The sequence below is a fragment of the Streptomyces sp. TM32 genome (genome assembly GCF_004122755.1).
Classification (GTDB): domain Bacteria; phylum Actinomycetota; class Actinomycetes; order Streptomycetales; family Streptomycetaceae; genus Streptomyces; species Streptomyces sioyaensis.
Map to the genome: position 1 here is coordinate 1 of NZ_SDIG01000156.1, position 15,559 is coordinate 15,559.

11 protein-coding genes, 1 tRNA gene and 1 pseudogene are annotated in these 15,559 nt (G+C 70.7%); 6 read left to right on the plus strand and 7 right to left on the minus strand.

The window, feature by feature from the left end:
- Nucleotides 1-174: 174 nt before the first annotated feature.
- The 3 genes from EST92_RS25850 to fxsT all read right to left on the minus strand — a co-directional run bounded on the left by EST92_RS25850 (nucleotide 175) and on the right by fxsT (nucleotide 6,403).
- Complete coding sequence (locus EST92_RS25850) at nucleotides 175-648, minus strand: hypothetical protein (RefSeq protein ID WP_129283187.1); 474 nt, start codon at nucleotides 646-648, stop codon at nucleotides 175-177.
- A 256-nt stretch (nucleotides 649-904) separates the two neighbouring features.
- Nucleotides 905-3,298 (minus strand): Orn/Lys/Arg decarboxylase N-terminal domain-containing protein, encoded by a 2,394-nt coding sequence (locus EST92_RS25855; RefSeq protein WP_129283188.1) that lies wholly within the window; start codon nucleotides 3,296-3,298, stop codon nucleotides 905-907.
- 201 nt (nucleotides 3,299-3,499) lie between these two features.
- On the minus strand, nucleotides 3,500-6,403 hold the full coding sequence (gene fxsT / locus EST92_RS25860; protein ID WP_129283189.1) for an FxSxx-COOH system tetratricopeptide repeat protein: 2,904 nt from the start codon (nucleotides 6,401-6,403) through the stop codon (nucleotides 3,500-3,502).
- Nucleotides 6,404-6,522: 119 nt separating this feature from the next.
- On the opposite strand from fxsT, the gene EST92_RS25865 reads away from it, so the two are divergent.
- Entirely contained in the window at nucleotides 6,523-7,062 is a 540-nt protein-coding gene (locus tag EST92_RS25865; protein ID WP_129283190.1) for a hypothetical protein, read from the plus strand.
- Here the strand turns inward: EST92_RS25865 and EST92_RS25870 are convergent.
- The gene (locus EST92_RS25870; protein WP_129283191.1) at nucleotides 7,059-8,504 is read right to left on the minus strand and encodes a HAMP domain-containing sensor histidine kinase; all 1,446 of its coding nucleotides are present in this window, start codon (nucleotides 8,502-8,504) and stop codon (nucleotides 7,059-7,061) included. The two genes, EST92_RS25865 and EST92_RS25870, sit on opposite strands and share 4 nt — an antisense overlap.
- 1 nt (nucleotide 8,505) lies before the next feature.
- A complete protein-coding gene (locus EST92_RS25875) occupies nucleotides 8,506-9,234 on the minus strand; it encodes a response regulator transcription factor (protein WP_174244136.1) in 729 nt (242 codons plus the stop codon).
- 265 nt (nucleotides 9,235-9,499) lie between these two features.
- Between EST92_RS25875 and EST92_RS25880 the strand changes: the two genes are divergently transcribed.
- From EST92_RS25880 to dacB, 4 genes are all read left to right on the plus strand, one after another.
- Complete coding sequence (locus EST92_RS25880) at nucleotides 9,500-10,690, plus strand: cytochrome P450 (RefSeq protein WP_129283192.1); 1,191 nt, start codon at nucleotides 9,500-9,502, stop codon at nucleotides 10,688-10,690.
- Between the two features lie 80 nt (nucleotides 10,691-10,770).
- A complete protein-coding gene (locus EST92_RS25885) occupies nucleotides 10,771-10,965 on the plus strand; it encodes a ferredoxin (protein WP_129283193.1) in 195 nt (64 codons plus the stop codon).
- Nucleotides 10,966-10,973: 8 nt separating this feature from the next.
- Nucleotides 10,974-12,146, plus strand: a complete 1,173-nt coding sequence (locus tag EST92_RS25890; RefSeq protein ID WP_129283194.1) for an FAD-dependent oxidoreductase — start codon at nucleotides 10,974-10,976, stop codon at nucleotides 12,144-12,146.
- A gap of 306 nt (nucleotides 12,147-12,452) precedes the next feature.
- On the plus strand, nucleotides 12,453-13,802 hold the full coding sequence (gene dacB / locus EST92_RS25895) for a D-alanyl-D-alanine carboxypeptidase/D-alanyl-D-alanine-endopeptidase (RefSeq protein ID WP_129283195.1): 1,350 nt from the start codon (nucleotides 12,453-12,455) through the stop codon (nucleotides 13,800-13,802).
- 85 nt (nucleotides 13,803-13,887) lie between these two features.
- Here dacB and EST92_RS25900 read toward each other — a convergent pair.
- A pseudogene (locus tag EST92_RS25900) lies at nucleotides 13,888-14,540 on the minus strand (hypothetical protein).
- Between the two features lie 206 nt (nucleotides 14,541-14,746).
- A tRNA-Arg gene (locus EST92_RS25905) sits at nucleotides 14,747-14,819 on the minus strand.
- A 302-nt stretch (nucleotides 14,820-15,121) separates the two neighbouring features.
- On the opposite strand from EST92_RS25905, the gene EST92_RS25910 reads away from it, so the two are divergent.
- The coding region (locus EST92_RS25910) for a GTPase domain-containing protein (protein WP_161981769.1) at nucleotides 15,122-15,559 on the plus strand (438 nt) is incomplete at its 3' end.

Consider the following 15,559-nt stretch of genomic DNA (forward strand, 5'->3'; position numbering starts at 1 on the left):
CCCCCGAGCGCCACCCCCGCACTCCCCGCCACGCGTGCAGATTTCGGCCACCCGCCGTCCGACAGGCCGAGGACACCCTCGCGGACGTACGAGCGCCCCCGCCACCCCGCCGTCCGCGCCGGCCAGGGGACGGGAGCGACCGTTCGGGGCGTCGAGCCGGTCGGCGCGGCGGCCTCAGCGTGGCCACTTCTCGGGGGTACTGCTGGTGATCACATCGCAGACCGCGGGCTTTCCGGGGCCCGGGGACGCCCCCTGGGCAACCACCCGCACGCCGTCGAGCAGGATGCGGCAGGACGCGATCCCCCTCCCGGCGGGAGTCACCTCGACGCGGGCCTCGGCGCCGGTGTTGACGACGACCTCGGTGCTCCACGGAAGCGTGGTGGAGCCGAGCCGTTCGTCGCGCTCCTTCGTCTCGTACTGACCGGGGCTGTGCCGGTAGCGCACGGCGGTGGCCCGGTCCTCGCCGCGCACGGACCTGGCCTCATAGGTGAGGGACCAGGCGCCCCCACCCCGCTGCTCTTTGATCCACGTGAGGTGGCTCCTCGCCCACAGCACTCCGCCGACCATCAGGGCCGCCACGAGGAAGCCGAGCGCGATGAGAAGGACGGTGCCCCGGGAGGAACGGGATGATCGGTTCTGGGATGTCATGAGCCTCGGCTCTCCGTGCTCTGACTGCGCTGTCCGGTCCGCCTCAGCCTGGGCCTCCGGTCGATCCCACGACGGTACGTGCGACTCCGCCGGCCGGACGTCGCCCGGCCGGCGGATCCTTGGTTCACCCTGTGGTCGTACGGCGGGGCCGCCGAACAGGACCGTCGGCGTATCGCCCGGGCGGCGTGGCACAGGTCCCAGGTCCAGCGTGGCACAGGTCCCGGCGTGGCACCGGCTCGGGCGTGCCCCCCGGGTGTCAGTCCGCGGACAGGTGGGAGCCGGCCGGGGACGGCGCCTGCAGGGCCTGGGACTCCGCGGCCGGTCCGGCCTGCTGCGCCGGGATCCGGCGTACGCATTCGATGAGGTAGTCGCCGGTGTCCGGGTCGAGGGTGACGCCGTGGGTCTCGCTGTGGAAGCCGGGGAAGCGCCGGTCGAAGGATTCCAGCGCGGCCAGGTAGCGCAGCAGCGGACCGTCCGGGGCGCCGGTGCTCTCGCCGGGCATCAGGACGGGGATGCCGGGCGGGGTGACGGTCACCATGGCGGCGGCGGTCCGGCCGGCCGCGTCGGCCAGCCGTACCCGTTCGGTGCCGCCGCGGATGAGCTGCTGGTAGCAGTGCTGGGGCGGGGTGACGGGCACGGGCAGTTCCTGGAACGCGGTGTCGAGCAGCTCGACCAGACGGGCCTCGCGCAGGTGGTCGTGCATCTCCTGGCACAGTGCCCGCAGGGTCTGGCCGGTGTAGCGCCGGGGGTGGGCGGCGACCAGCTCGGGCAGCAGGCGCTCCAGCGGCGTGTCCTGGTCGTAGAGCGTCTTGAAGTCCATCAAGGCGTCCATCAGGGTCCCCCACTTGCCCTTGGTGATCCCCATGGAGAACAGAATGAGCGTGGTGTAGCTGTCGGTCTTCTCCACCACGATGTTCCTGGTGGCCAGATAGGCGGTCAGGACGCGCGCGGGGATGCCCTGGTCGGCCATCCGCCCGCCGGCGTCGATGCCGGGGCAGGTGAGGGTGACCTTGACGGGGTCGAGCAGGCAGTAGCCCTCGGTCAGGCCGGCGAAGCCGTGCCACTCGGCACCGGGCTCCAGCTGCCAGCAGGACGGTTCGGTGCGCAGCAGCTCCGCCGGGGCGTCGGCGAAGGGCAGCCGCTCCCCGGAGGCGGGGTCGACCACGGACTCGGGCTGCCAGACGCCGAAGAACCAGTCCGGCCGGTCACCGGCGGCCGCGATGCGCCGGCCGGTGCGGACCACGCTCTGGCGGAAGCGGATGGCCTCGGTCACCGCCTCGTCGAGCAGCCAGCGGCCCTGGGGCCCGTCCATCATCGCGGTGGCCACGTCCAGGGAGGCGATCATCGGATACAGCGGTGAGGTGGTGCCGTGCATCATGAACGCCTCGTTGAACCGGTCGTGCTCCACCGGTGCCCGGGGCGCGGGCTTGACGTGCACCATGGCGCTCTGCGACAGCGCGGCCAGCAGCTTGTGGGTCGACTGGGTGGAGAACACGGTCGGACGGTCGGGGCCGGGGAAGGTGTCGGGGCCCACCGCCATGCCGTAGCGCCCGGCGTAGAGGGGGTGGAAGCGGGCGTACGCGAACCAGGCTTCGTCGAAGTGGAGCCGCGGGGTGCTGGGGGCGAGTGCTCGGGCCACCTGGAGGGCGTCGTAACACAGGCCGTCATAGGTGGAGTTGGTCAGTACGGCGTACGGGGCCTGTGCGGAAACCGCGCCCTGGGCGAGCGGGTTGCGGGCGATCCGGGACGCGATCGACCGCTCCTGGATCTCGGCGGGCGGCAGCGGGCCCGCCAGCCCGTAGCCGTTGCGGGTGGGGACCAGATAGACCGGCCGGGCTCCGGAGAGGACCAGGCCGTGCAGGACCGACTTGTGGCAGTTGCGGTCCACCAGCGCGATCTCGTCGCGGGTGACGCTGAAGTGACCGACCATCCGGTCGCAGGTCGAGTCACCGTGGAGGACGAAGTAGGTGCGGTCGGCGCCGAAGACACGGGCGGCGTTGCGCTCCGCCGCGCCGACCGGACCGGTGTGCTCGAACAGCGAGCCCAGCTCCTCGACCGAGATCGACAGGTCGCTGCGCAGGATCCGCTCCCCGAAGTAGTCGTGGAAGGCCCGGCCGACCGGGGACTTGAGGAAGGCGACACCACCGGAGTGGGCGGGGGTGTGCCAGGAATACTCGTGCGCGTGGTCGAAGCGGCGCAGGGCCTTGAAGAACGGCGGCAGCAGCTCTTCCTGGTAGCCGCGGGCGGCGCCGGCGACCCGTCCGGCGATGAAGCGTGCGGTGTCCTCCAGCGGCCAGATGTAGCCGACCACCGTCTCCGCCACCCACAGCGGCAGGTGTTCCAGGTCCTCGCCGGCCGTGATCAGGAAGACCGGCAGATTCTGGAAGCGCTGACCGACCCGTCGCAGCACGCCGGCACCGCCCGGCTCACCGGTGACCTTGCCGCCTTCCGGAAGACCCCAGTCCACCACGGCTGCGGCGAGCCCCGCCTCGGTCCGCAACACCGCCTGGGCGTCCTCCGCCGTGGACGCCCAGCGCACTTCGAAACCGCAGTTCTCCAACTCCTTGCCGATTCTGCGCAGTTGCTCGGCCCCGGTGCTGACGCTCTCCGGGGTCTCCGGTACCGCGAACAGAACTGTCCCGCCTGTCATGGTGCACCTCCGCATGTCTCGGCGTAGGCCGGCCGGCCCGCACAATGCGCGACCTGCAGAGAGTGAACGCGACACACACCGGCGGCCGCACCACGACCGGGGCGAAACCACACCGATGAGGGAAACGGCCGCGGAACGCCGCTGAGTTCGCCTCGAACTCACCACACCGGCAACCGTCTTGGACGTCGCTCCCCCCGTCGGCTACCGACGCTTCTTCTTCCGGTCGAATCGGCGCTTGGCCTGCTTCCGTTGTCCCGTCAGGAGGCGCTGGGCGGCAAATCGCTTTCCCATGGCGGTCCATGTGTGGGCCAGACTCTCGGTGACCGCCACAGTGCGTGTGTGGTGGTCGCCCAGTGTGCGGCGCAGGCGGCTCCGCACGTCTTCAAGTACCTGAGCCGCCTCCTCATATCGGCGGAGCGTGTGCAGGGTGATGGCGAGGCTGTGGGCGGATTGCAGGGTGTTGGGGTGGTCGTCGCCGAGGATCTGCCGACGTCGTCGGAGGGTGTCCTCGTGCATGCGGTGAGCCTCCTCGGTTTCACCGAGGTCGTGCAGGGTGATGGCGAGGCTGTGGGCGGATTCGAGGGTGTCGGGGTGGTTGTCGCCGAGGTTGTGCCGACGTCGTCGGAGGGTGTCCTCGTCCATGCGGCGGGCCTCGTCCAGTTTGCCGAGGTTGTGCAGGGTGATGGCGAGGCTGTGGGCGGATTGCAGGGTGCTGGGGTGGTCGTCGCCGAGGACATGGCGTCGTCGTCGGAGGGTGTCCTCATCCATGCGCCGGGCCTTCTCGGTTTCGCCGAGGTTGTGCAGGGTGATGGCGAGGGCATGGGCGGACTGCAGGGTGTCGGGGTGGTTGTCGCCGAGGATGTGCCGTCGCCGTTGGAGGGTGCCTGTGTGCATGCGGTGGGTCTCCATGATTTCGCCGAGGTCGTGCAGGGCGATGGCGAGGTTGTGGGCGGATTGCAGGGTGTGGGGATGGTTGTCGCCGAGGGTGTGCCGACGTCGTCGGAGGGTGTCCTCGTGCATGCGGCGGGCCTCGGCGTGGTCCCCGGCGCGGTTCAGGGCGATGGCGAGGTTGTGGGCGGATTGCAGGGTGTCGGGGTGGTTGTCGCCGAGGTTGTGGCGTCGTCGTCGGAGGGTGTCCTCGTACATCGGACGGGCCTCTGCGTACTTCCCCAGCCTCGATGTGGTGGCGGCCAGGTCGTTCGCGGATTGCAGGGTGTCGGGATGGTCGTCACCGAGCACACGTCGGCGACGCGCGAGGGTGTCCTCGACGAACGTCAGAGCGCCGACGACATCTCCCACATCGGCCATTGCGTGACCGAGGTACTGCGTGCACCTGAGTGTGTCGGGATGGTCCTCCCCCAATTCGCGCGCCCACACCTTGCGTAGGGGCGTGGTGAGGCTGAGTGCGCTGCGTGGCTGCCCGCTCCGAATGAGGAAGAAGGCCGTCTTGAGCAGAAGGGGTCGTAGCTCGGGCCGATGACTGAGGACGGCGTGCTGGGCGATGAGGTGAGAGGCCAGCGAGGCCCACGCGGGCCAGGTATCCGGTACTTCCGGGTTGCCCGGGTCGGTGCTGCTGAGGACGGTGGCGACATCACGCCGGATCCTTTCCGCCTCGTCGGGACCGGTGTGGTCGCGGAGCACTGCCTGGGTGAGGCGGTGGATCTGGAAGGTCTCGTGATCGAGGCGGGCCAGTCCGTAACGGCTGAGCGGCTGGAGGGCGGCGTGTGGCCACATGAGATCGCCCGGGTCGCCGGGAATGGTGGAGAGCTGTGAACGCGCGCTCTCCAGCCACCTCGTGGGAACGGGGTCGGGCCCGAAGAAGGCACCGAGACGCAGCAGGGCCGCGGCCTCGGGGTGGTCGCTCTCCAGGCCCGTGGTGGCGATGCCCACCGAGGCGGCCAGCGGCGCCGGGTAGCCGGGCGCGACGCCCTCTTCCAGAATGCGTGCCGTGCTGGTGGTGAGGAGCTGGAGGTAGCGGCCGATGGTCATGCCGCTGCCGATGACGCCCACGGCCTGGGCGAGTGCCAACGGAAGGTCACCGACGTCCCTGGCGAGCAGGTCCGCCTCCTCGGAGGTGATGCTGGGAATCTGGGTTCTGAGGTAGGAGACGGAGTCGGGGCGGCTGAAGACGTCCAGGCCGGTCTGGTGGGCGATACCCCGCCAGTCCGGGTTGCGTGAGGTGATCACTACATGGCCGGAGCCCTCGGGGAGCCAGGGGTCGATCTGCTCACGGTTCTCGGCGTTGTCCAGGATGATGAGCCAGCGTTGTTCCGTGCGCAGGTGCTGGAGGAGGGCACGGGCGTTGTGCTCGGAGCCGGCCTCGGGTTTGGCGATGCCGAGCCGGTCGGCCAACTCGGTGTAATGGACGGGTAGTTGGTCGTCCTGTTCGGCGTCGATCCACCACACCACGTCGTACTGGCCGGCGAACCGGTGCGCGTACTCCAGAGCGATCTGGGTCTTGCCGACGCCGCCCATCCCGTGCAGCGCGCGCACCACCGCCTGCTGTCCGCTGAGCAGTCCGTCGCGGAGCTGTGCGATCTCGGCCTCACGACCGGAGAAGTCGGGGTTGCGGCGGCGCACGTTCCACACATCGGGCTGACCGGTGGTACTGGGCAGCCGAGGCTTGGTGCCGTTCGAGGTTGCGGCCGAGCCGTTGGCTGGAGTGGTGCCGGGAGGAAAGGGAGGCGGGCTGGTGGGGCGGGTTCCGCCGTTGACCGCCTCACGCAGGGTGGCAAGGGCCGTGGTCTCGTCCAGGCCGTGGAGGTCCCTGCGGAGCTTCGCGGCCAGGAGAGGGTGTACGTCAGCGGTGGTGAGGGGTTCGAGCGCGAGCGGGATGACGCGGTCCCGTCGGGCGACCGCGGCGGTCCACTCCTCCTGGGTCCATCGCTCGGGGTCGAAGTAGGACTTGGAGAAAAGAGCCACGACGGCGTCGACCGTTTCGAGGGCGTGGTCCATGTGGTGCACGAGATTGTCCCCGGCGCGCCAGTCCCACACGTCGAGGATCACCTGGTGGCCCGCCTCTTCGAGATGCCACCCCACCCATTCGGCCCATGGGCGGTCCGGACCCGCGTAGCTGATGAAGAACTGCTGCGTGGCGTCGGTCATTGCGGCCCCCCGAGTCACCATGTGCCCGTCGTGTCGTGTTGCGGCAATCATCCCGCGTATAGCGTGGGCGACGCAGGAGAATGTGCAGGTCGCCGTTGGCTCTGGAGAGGGGAATTGGGATGGGGCGGGCTCCGAAGACCGTGGACGTACGGCTGAAGCTGCCGATGCTGGAAATCGCCGGTAGTTGGGAGCCGAACGATGCGGAACGGCGTGCGGCCTGGGAGCTGTACGTGGAACTTGTCACCCGTGTCTCCGTGGTGCCGATGCGGGCGGACGAAGGCCTCCTACGCGAGGCACTCACGAGCCTGTACTCGCTGTTCGGCAGCACCCGGGAAATCCTGCGCAGGCACGGCCCGCAGATTGCGGAGCCCAAGCGGGACGGCCAGTACAACTTCGGCTACCTGGCGGTCGCGATGCTCAACTACGGACTACGGCCGTTGCTGGCCAGCTGGCATCCTGCGCTGGAGGACTGGGAGAGCCGCCGGCCCTCCGATCGTTCCCGACGCGACCACGAACGGGCCTGGCCCGAGGCGGACCAGCTCCGTAGCGCCCTGAACGGCACCCGACAGGTACTCAGCGCCTATGCAGACCTCCTTGCCACGGCCTGCGGCATCCCGAACCTCCTCGGTGCCATTCCTCCTGCCCCGGGTGACCGCTAGCCGGCGAGTGGGAGGCAAGCGGGCAGCGTGACCGTGAAGGTGCTGCCCTCGCCCGGTGTGGTGTGTACGGTCACCGTGCCGCCGTGTGCTTCGGCGATCGACTTGACGATGCTCAGGCCGAGGCCCGTGCCGCCGCTGCCGGGGGTGCGGGAGGCGTCGCCGCGGTAGAAGCGCTCGAAGATCCGGCCGGCGGTGTCGGGGTCCATGCCGGGCCCCTGGTCGGTGACGCGCAGCTCGACGTGGGCGCCGTCCGGCGCACGCACCCTGACGGATGTCGGCGTGCCGGGCGGGGTGTAGCGCAGTGCGTTGTCCAGCAGGTTGCGCAGCACCTGGAGCAGCCGGTCCTCGTCGCCGTGCGCGCAGGCCTCGCCCTGTTCCTCGACGGTGATCGGCCGGCCGGGTTCGAGGGCGCGGGCGTCGGCGACGGCGTCCCGGACGAGCCTGCCGAGGTCGACCGGAGCGGCGGTGAGCGGGCGGCCCTGGTCGAGCCGGGCGAGCAGCAGCAACTCCTCGACCATGGAGTGCATGCGGCCCGCCTCGTCCTCGATGCGCAGCATCGCCCGCTCGACGAGTTCGGGGTCCCGGGCCAGGCCGTGCAGGTGCAGTTGGGCCCAGCCGCGGATCGTGGTCAGGGGAGTGCGCAGTTCGTGTGAGGCGTCGGCCACGAACCGGCGCAGCCGCTCCTCGGAGCGCTGCCGCTCGTCGAAGGCGCGGTTGAGGGCGGTGGCGACCTCGCCGACCTCGGAGGGGCGGCCGGCGGTCTCGATGCGCTGGTCCACGTTGCCGCCGGCGATGGCGGTCGCGGTCGCGGCCATCTCGCGCAACGGCCGCAGTCCCACGCGCAGCACACCGCGGCTGAGGAGCACGATGCCCCCGAGCACGGCCAGGGTGGCCGTGGCGTCGGCGCCGATCAGCCAGTACACGACGTCGTCCGTGGGGGCGAGGCTGTCGGCGATCACCACGGTGCCGAACGGCTCCGGGGGGACGCCGGGATGCGGCTGGACCGTGGCGTGCGGGCCGACGGGGAAGGCCAGGGTGCGGTATCTCGGCAGGGGCGTGCCGGTGGTCTTCAGGGTGACGGGGTGCTCGGCGAATCCGTGCGGGACGGGTACCGGCAGGTCGGGACGGGGCGCGGGCCGCCCGTTGAGGCCCTTTTCCGGTGTCTGTGCGACCACGCGGCCGTGCCCGTCGAGCAGCGCGACGTAGGTGCCTCCTGGAACCAGGGAATGCAGCATGGCGCCGCTGACACGCAACCGCCGGCCCATGGCGCGGTGCTGGACGGTGGTGCGGGCCTTGGTGAGGTTGGCGTCGGCGACATCGACGAGGTAGGTGCGCAGGCCCACCAGTGAGGCCACGTTGACCACCACCATGCCCAGGGCCGCCAGCAGGACGACCCCCACCATGAGGCGGGCCCGCAGGGAGTCGCGCCAGGCGCCGGCCATGTCACCCGTCTCCGGGGAGGCGCAGACTGTAGCCGAATCCGCGCACCGTCTGGATCAACGGCGGCTCCTGTGCGTCCACCTTCGCCCGGAGCCGGGACACCAGCTTCTCGACGACGCCGTTGCTGAAGTGGTGCTGCCATACGTGCTCCACGATCTGCTCCTTGGAGACCACGTACTCGGCGTTGACCAGCAAGTACCGCAGGAGCTTGTACTCGGTCGGCGACAGGGCGATCACGCGGTCCGCGCGGCGGACCCGCCTGCTGCGCTCGTCCACGGTCAGGTCCGCGAAGCCGAGCACCGGGCCGGGCTCCGCGCTCGTGGCGGCTCTGCGCAGCAAGGCGTGCACCCTGGCCAGCAGTTCGGGGACGCTGAACGGCTTGGTGAGGTAGTCGTCGCCGCCCATGGCGAAGCCGGTCACCCGGTCCTCCACCGCGTCCCGCGCGGTCAGGAACAGCACCGGCAGCCGTGCCCCGTTCTCCGTCAGCCTCCGGCACACCGCGAACCCGTCCATGTCCGGCAGCATCACGTCCAGGACCAGCAGGTCCAAAGAGACCTCCGCGCAGGCGCGCAGGGCCGCGACGCCGCGGTCCGCGGTCGTCACCTGGTACCCCGCCAGGCTCAGCGTCGTCTCCAGCAGCTCGGCCGTTCTCGGGTCGTCGTCCACGACGAGCAGCCGCTGACCACTTCCTCGGGGCAAGGTCAGGCCGTCGGTCGGTGAGGCGGAGTGCATGACAGGTACCCATCGGATCGAGCCGCGTCCGTGACGGCAACGCCCCGTCACGCCCGCCGAGTTCCCCGGCGTCGCGCACTCGTCGCCGCCCCGGGGCCCGGCGTCCACGACACCGTAATCCGTGCCGGAGGACGAGGTCGCCGACTGTCAGGCAATGGTCAGGTCGCTGACCGGGGCGGGTCAGCAGGGCTGGGTTTTCTTGAGCCGGGTACCGCAACGAGCACCGTTCGCCGAGACGCCCCACCCCCTTGGAAAGGACTGCCGCATGACCACATCCCAGCCGCTCACGGGGACGCAGCCCACGGTGCGGACCTGCCCGCTCGACGCTCCGGAGGAGTACCGGGCGCTGCGCGCGCAGGCCCCGGTCGCCCAGGTGACCTTCCCCGACGGCGCGGAGGGCTGGCTGATCAGCCGGTACGAGGACGTCAAGACGGTGCTCGCCGACCAGCGGTTCAGCGCCAACCGCCCCACACTGGCCGGCGGTGGCGCGGCCGACGGCACGCCGCCGGTGCGCCCGGGATGGTTCATCTTCATGGACGCGCCGGAGCACACCCGGTTCCGGCGGCTGCTCACCGGCGAGTTCACCGTGCGCCGGATGCGGCAGCTGATCCCCGCGGTGGAGCAGATCGTCGCCGAGCGGCTGGACGCGATGGCCGGCGCCGGGGCCCCGGTCGACCTCGTCCAGGCCTTCGCGCTGCCGATTCCCTCGCTGGTGATCTGTGAGCTGCTCGGGGTGCCGTACGCCGACCGCGAGGAGTTCCAGCGGAACTCGGCCAACATGCTCAGCCTCACCGCGGACGCCGAGGTGGTCCAGGGAGCCTGGGAGGCGCTGCGGCAGCACATGCACCGGCTGGTGCGTGCCAAGCGCGCCGAACCCACCGACGACATCCTCGGCAAGTTGGCGGAAGCGGGCGAGCTCACCGATGAGGAACTGGCCGGCGTGGGGTCGCTGTTGCTGTTCGCCGGGCACGAGACGACCGCGAACATGATCGCGCTGGGCACCCTGTGCCTGCTGGAGAACCCCGACCAGTCGGCGGCGCTCCGCGCCGACCCCGCCCGGTGGGACGACGCGATCGAGGAGCTGCTGCGCTACCTCACCATCATCCAGTACGGCCTGCGCCGCGTGGCGCTGGAGGACGTGGAACTGCACGGCCACCGGATCAAGGCCGGCTCCCTGGTGGTGACCGCCTTGTCCTCGGGGAACCGGGACGCGGAGAAGTTCTCGGACGACCCCGACCAGTTGGACGTGGCCCGGGCGCGCAGCCCGCACCTCGCGTTCGGCCACGGCATCCACCAGTGCATCGGGCAGCAGTTGGCCCGGGTGGAGATGAAGGCGGCCCTGCGCGCCCTGTTCGACCGGTTCCCCACCCTGCGGCTCGCGGTTCCGGCCGAGGACGTGCCGATGCGCCACGACATGGTCATCTACGGCGTCCACGAGCTGCCCGTGGCCTGGTAGTCGACCGGTACGAACCACCGCCACCGGCACCCAGCACCCCGACCCCGCATCAAAACGGAACACGGAACACGGAGCATCCCATGAAGGTCATCATCGACGAGGACAAGTGCGTCGGCGCAGGCCAGTGTGTACTTGCCGCCCCCGACGTCTTCGACCAGCGCGACGAGGACGGCATCGTCGTCCTGCTCGACGACCTCCCGCCGGACGCCCTGCGCCCCCAGGTCGAGAACGCCGCCGCGCTCTGCCCCGCGCTGGCCATCGAGGTGGCGAAGTAGTGCCTGCCATGGACCACATCGTCCTGGTGGGCGCGTCGGCCGCGGGCCTCACCGCGGCCGACGCCCTGCGGCTCCAAGGCTTCACCGGCACCCTGACCATGGTGGGCGACGAACTGCGGCCGCCGTACGACCGCCCGCCGCTGTCCAAGCGGGTCCTGACCGGCGATCTGGAACCGCACGGGACCACCCTGCGGCAGGACGTCGCCATCCAACGCCTCCGGATGGACCTGAAACTGGGCTGCCGCGCAACCCACGTGGACCCGGTGGCCCGCACCGTCACGCTGGACGACGGGGGCCGGCTGGACTACGACGGCCTGATCATCGCCACCGGGCTGCGCCCCCGTCACCTGCCCTTCGGCCGCGACCTGGCCGGTGTGCACGTGCTGCGCACCCTCGACGAGGCGCTGACGCTCCGCGTGCAGCTGCTGGCCGGGCCGCGCGTCGTGGTGATCGGCGCGGGGTTCCTCGGCAGCGAGATCGCCGCCACCACCCGCGGCCTCGGCCTGGACGTCGCCCTCGTCGACGTCGAGTCCACCCCGCTGGCGAGGCAACTCGGCACCCAGGTGGGCGGGTTGGTGGCCGAGCTGCACGAGGAGAACGGGGTCCGTCTGTGGATGGGCCGCGGCGTCACCGACCTGCTCGGTGCGGGGGGATGGGTCACCGGGGTGCTCCTTGACGACGGCACCGAGCTGCCCGCGGAGGTGGTCGTGGTCGCCATCGGCTCGGAGCCGGCCGTCGACTGGCTGGCCGACTCCGGGCTCCCCCTGGGCGACGGGGTGCTCTGCGACAGCACCTGCCAGGTCGCTCCCGGGATCTACGCGGCAGGCGACGTCGCCAACTGGCCACACCCCCTCACCGGCGAACGGACCCGGCTGGAACAGCGCACCAATGCCACCCGGCAGGCCCTCGCCGCCGCCGGAAACCTCCTTGCCGGACCCGCCGGAGCCACCCCCTACGCGCCGGTCCCGTTCGGATGGACCGACCAGTTCCACGCGAAGATCCAGTTCCACGGCTGGTGCCCCGGGGACGCACGCGTCGCCTACGTCGACGGCGACCCGAAGGCAGGCAAGTTCGTCGCGCTCTACTACGCGGGCGACCGTGTCGTGGGCGCGCTCGGCTGGAACAGCGCACGCACCCTGCGTGCCTACCACGACCGCATCGCCGCGCCCGTCGCCGCCTGACGACCTGCGGTCCGCCGCCGTCGGCCATGCCGTGGTCGAGCTGCTGCGCACCGACGAGTACCACCCTCGTCGGGCAGGACCGACCACTCCCGCCCCGCCCGACGGCTTACCGAGGACGGGTCGGCGGCCCTTCGACGCCTCCTGCCCAACCGAAACCACCGCAAAGGTTATGCATTGCCCGCACCAATATCGGCGAGAGCCCCTATATTCCGTTTTTCTAAGGGATTTGCCAGACGGTGCGGCCTAGCTTCTCTGGGTGAGCCGAGCTGAGGTCGGCGCATCCCGCTGAGGAATGGAGTCTTCCTCGTGTCAGAGAACCCCCGCCCCCCGGTATCCGGCCGCCACCGCAAGCCCAAGCCTCCTACCGTCGCCGCGCGGCGTGCGCTGGTCCTTGCCGCGGTCACCCCGGTCGCCGGCGCGCTCTTCACCGGTCCGTCCGCCTTCGCCGCCGACAAGGCCGGCGTGAGCCCGGTGGCCCAACCCCAGAAGCGACAAGGGCTCGACGCCGCCGAACGCAAGCTCGCGCACCAGCTCGACACCGGCATCCAGAACAAGAGCCTCGGCAGCACCGTCGGCGGCGTGGTGCTCGACGCCAAGTCCGACAAGGTCGTGTGGGGCCATGACGCGACCACCGCGTTGATGCCGGCCTCCAACGCCAAACTCGCCACCGCCACCGCCGCCCTGACCGTTCTCGGCCCCGACCACCGCTTCACCACCAGGGTCGTGTACGGCGACGGCACCCTCACCCTCGTCGGCGGCGGCGACCGCGTCCTGACCGGCGACGACCTCGCCGCCCTGGCGAAGACCGCCGTCGCGGGCCTGAAGAACGCGGGCGTCACCTCCGTCAAGGTCAAGGTCGACGACAGCCTCTTTCCTCCACCCACCCTTGCCACCGGCTGGAAGGAGGACTACTACACGGACTCCGTCGCTCCCGTCCGCGCTCTCGTGGTCGACGGGCACACCGGGACCGATACGTCCCTCGATGCCGGAGAGGTCTTCGCGAGGCAACTCGCCGCCCAGGGGGTCACGGTCACCGGCGACGTGGCGCGCGGCCAGGCCACCCGTCACGACGTGCCGGTGGCGAAGCACTCCTCGCCGAAGCTGTCCGAGATCGTCAAGAAGATGCTCAAGACCAGCGACAACAACATCGCCGAAACACTTCTGCGCATGACCGCCCTCGGCGCGGGCAAGGCCCCCACCTTCACGGACGGCGCTGCTGTCGTGCGGGACGTGCTCAGCCACCACTACGGCGTCCCGCTGGACGACGTCGAGCTCTACGACGGCAGCGGCCTCTCCCGCGCCGACCGCATACCGGCCGCCACGGTCGCGCGCCTCCTCGACCTCGCCACCGATCCCCGCAACAAGCGGACCCTCGGTGCCATCGAGAAGGGCCTCCCGATCGCCGGTGAGGCAGGCAGCACCCTCGGCCCCGAGTGGGGCCGCTTCGATACCCCCGCTTCCGAATGCGCCATCGGCAAGGTCAAGGCCAAGACCGGCACGCTGACCGGCGCGATCGCCCTCAGCGGCGTCACCAGGGCCCGGGACGGCCGCGTAAAGGTCTTCTCGTTCATCGAGAACGGCTCCACCGCCAACTCCGACGACATCAAAGACGCGCTGGACGGCCTCGCGGCGACGGTCAACGGCTGCCGGACGTAGTGCACGATCGCCGGGGACACGGGTGGAGCCGGGAGCCGCCCCGCCGGAGGTGGCTCCCGGCTCCCGCGCGCAACCGGGCAGGCATTTACAGATGGGCGCTGATCACACCGCCGGCGCTGAGCACGAGGTACACGCCGTTGGCGTCGAACCCGACGTCCTGCTGGTTCGTCTCCAGCGTGCCGTACACCGCGCCCTCGTTGCCGAGGATCTGCGCGCGGTACCGCAGCCCACCGACCTTCGTGACCTTGGCCGTCCAGCCCCCCCCGCGAGCTTGAAGGTGCCCGGTCCCTGGTGCCCGCCGCCCATCCAGGAACGGACCTGGCCGTCCAGCGTGAGCACGACGAACATGTCGTTGGCGTCGAGCCCGGCGTCCTGCCCCTTCGTCTCCATCGTGGCCAGGACCGAACCGTGGCTGACGATCTTGGCGCGGTAGTGCTGGGCACCGAGCTCGTGGATCTCGGCCGTGCTGCCGTCCGCCAGGGTCCGGGTGCGGACCGGGGATGCCGTCTTGGCCGTCGCGGCGTGCGCGCTGCCCGACGGCTTGCCCGCGACGCCCGCCTTGGCGTCGCCCGTGGCTCCGGAGCGCGCCTGGACACCGGAGCCCTGCGCTCCTAAGGAGGAGCCCGCGCCGCTGGACTCGGCGGCGACCGTGCCCATGGTCGTGTGGCCCGCGGCCTTCGTGTCGGCGGCGTTCGCGCCGGAGCAGGCGGTCAGGGTAAGGCCGGCGGCCGCGGTCAGGGCCGGTGAGTCGGGGCGCGTCGGGCCGGCGGACGCGCCGCACCCTCGGGACGTTTTCGCAGAGAACAGCGGGCCGGACCTCACCCCGTCCCGCCTTCAGCCGGACAAAACCGGCTGGCCCGGACCGCTCCGCAATACGTACGCCAAGGCCAACAAACATCCCTTGACCAGCAAAAAGACCCTCCCGAGGGGAGGGTCTGTCTCGGCGCCCCCGGCAGGACTCGAACCTGCGGCCAAGTGCTTAGAAGGCACCTGCTCTATCCACTGAGCTACGGGGGCCGGGCGTGGACGTGGATCACGGACCGCGGTCAAGGATAGAGGTCCGGGTGCCTCGTCCCGGTTGCTTCACCTCCGTGGCACGTTGTGGAGGTTCCGTGAAGCGGTCCCGATAATCGCAGGCAGGTACGAATCCTGCACCGCTTTTGACGCCCCGCGCGTCGGGTGTTGTGCACTCGTTATGCCTCCGCCTCGCTCGTCGCGAGCGTCTCATGCGCTACTCACCCCGTTATGTACGCATTCTTGCGGCGCGCACGAGGGGTTATACGCTTCAAAAGTGCAACGAAATTGGGCATTCTGCACATGTGGCGACCTTGGACGTACGACCCCGGCTGCTCGACGCACTGTCCGTTCTGCGCGACCGCGTCGACGCCGCACGCTTTCCACTGCCACTTCGGGGGGCTGCCCGGGCCCGGCGCAACCGGGCCGAGCTGCTCGCCCAGCTCGATGACTATGTGATTCCCCGCTTGCGCTCCCCGCAGGCCCCCCTGCTCGCGGTGATCGGTGGATCGACCGGGGCCGGCAAGTCCACGCTGGTGAATTCGCTGGTGGGGCGGCGGGTCTCGGAGGCGGGGGTGCTGCGTCCGACGACGCGTACGCCGGTGCTGGTCTGCCATCCCGACGATCTCCGGTGGTTCGCGGGACCGCGCGTCCTGCCGCAGCTCGCCCGGATGTGGGTGCCCGAACAGGACGACGGCGGAGAGGGGGAGTACGCGGCGGGCGCGGGCCTGGGACGGGGGGAG

Bases quoted from the DNA above. Each gene is read 5' to 3' on its own strand.
- EST92_RS25850 (WP_129283187.1), bottom strand. From the start codon at position 648: ATGACATCCCAGAACCGATCATCCCGTTCCTCCCGGGGCACCGTCCTT.
- fxsT (WP_129283189.1), bottom strand. From the start codon at position 6,403: ATGACCGACGCCACGCAGCAGTTCTTCATCAGCTACGCGGGTCCGGAC.
- EST92_RS25870 (WP_129283191.1), bottom strand. From the start codon at position 8,504: ATGGCCGGCGCCTGGCGCGACTCCCTGCGGGCCCGCCTCATGGTGGGG.
- EST92_RS25885 (WP_129283193.1), top strand. From the start codon at position 10,771: ATGAAGGTCATCATCGACGAGGACAAGTGCGTCGGCGCAGGCCAGTGT.
- EST92_RS25880 (WP_129283192.1), top strand. From the start codon at position 9,500: ATGACCACATCCCAGCCGCTCACGGGGACGCAGCCCACGGTGCGGACC.
- EST92_RS25865 (WP_129283190.1), top strand. From the start codon at position 6,523: ATGGGGCGGGCTCCGAAGACCGTGGACGTACGGCTGAAGCTGCCGATG.
- EST92_RS25875 (WP_174244136.1), bottom strand. From the start codon at position 9,234: ATGCACTCCGCCTCACCGACCGACGGCCTGACCTTGCCCCGAGGAAGT.
- EST92_RS25855 (WP_129283188.1), bottom strand. From the start codon at position 3,298: ATGACAGGCGGGACAGTTCTGTTCGCGGTACCGGAGACCCCGGAGAGC.
- EST92_RS25890 (WP_129283194.1), top strand. From the start codon at position 10,974: ATGGACCACATCGTCCTGGTGGGCGCGTCGGCCGCGGGCCTCACCGCG.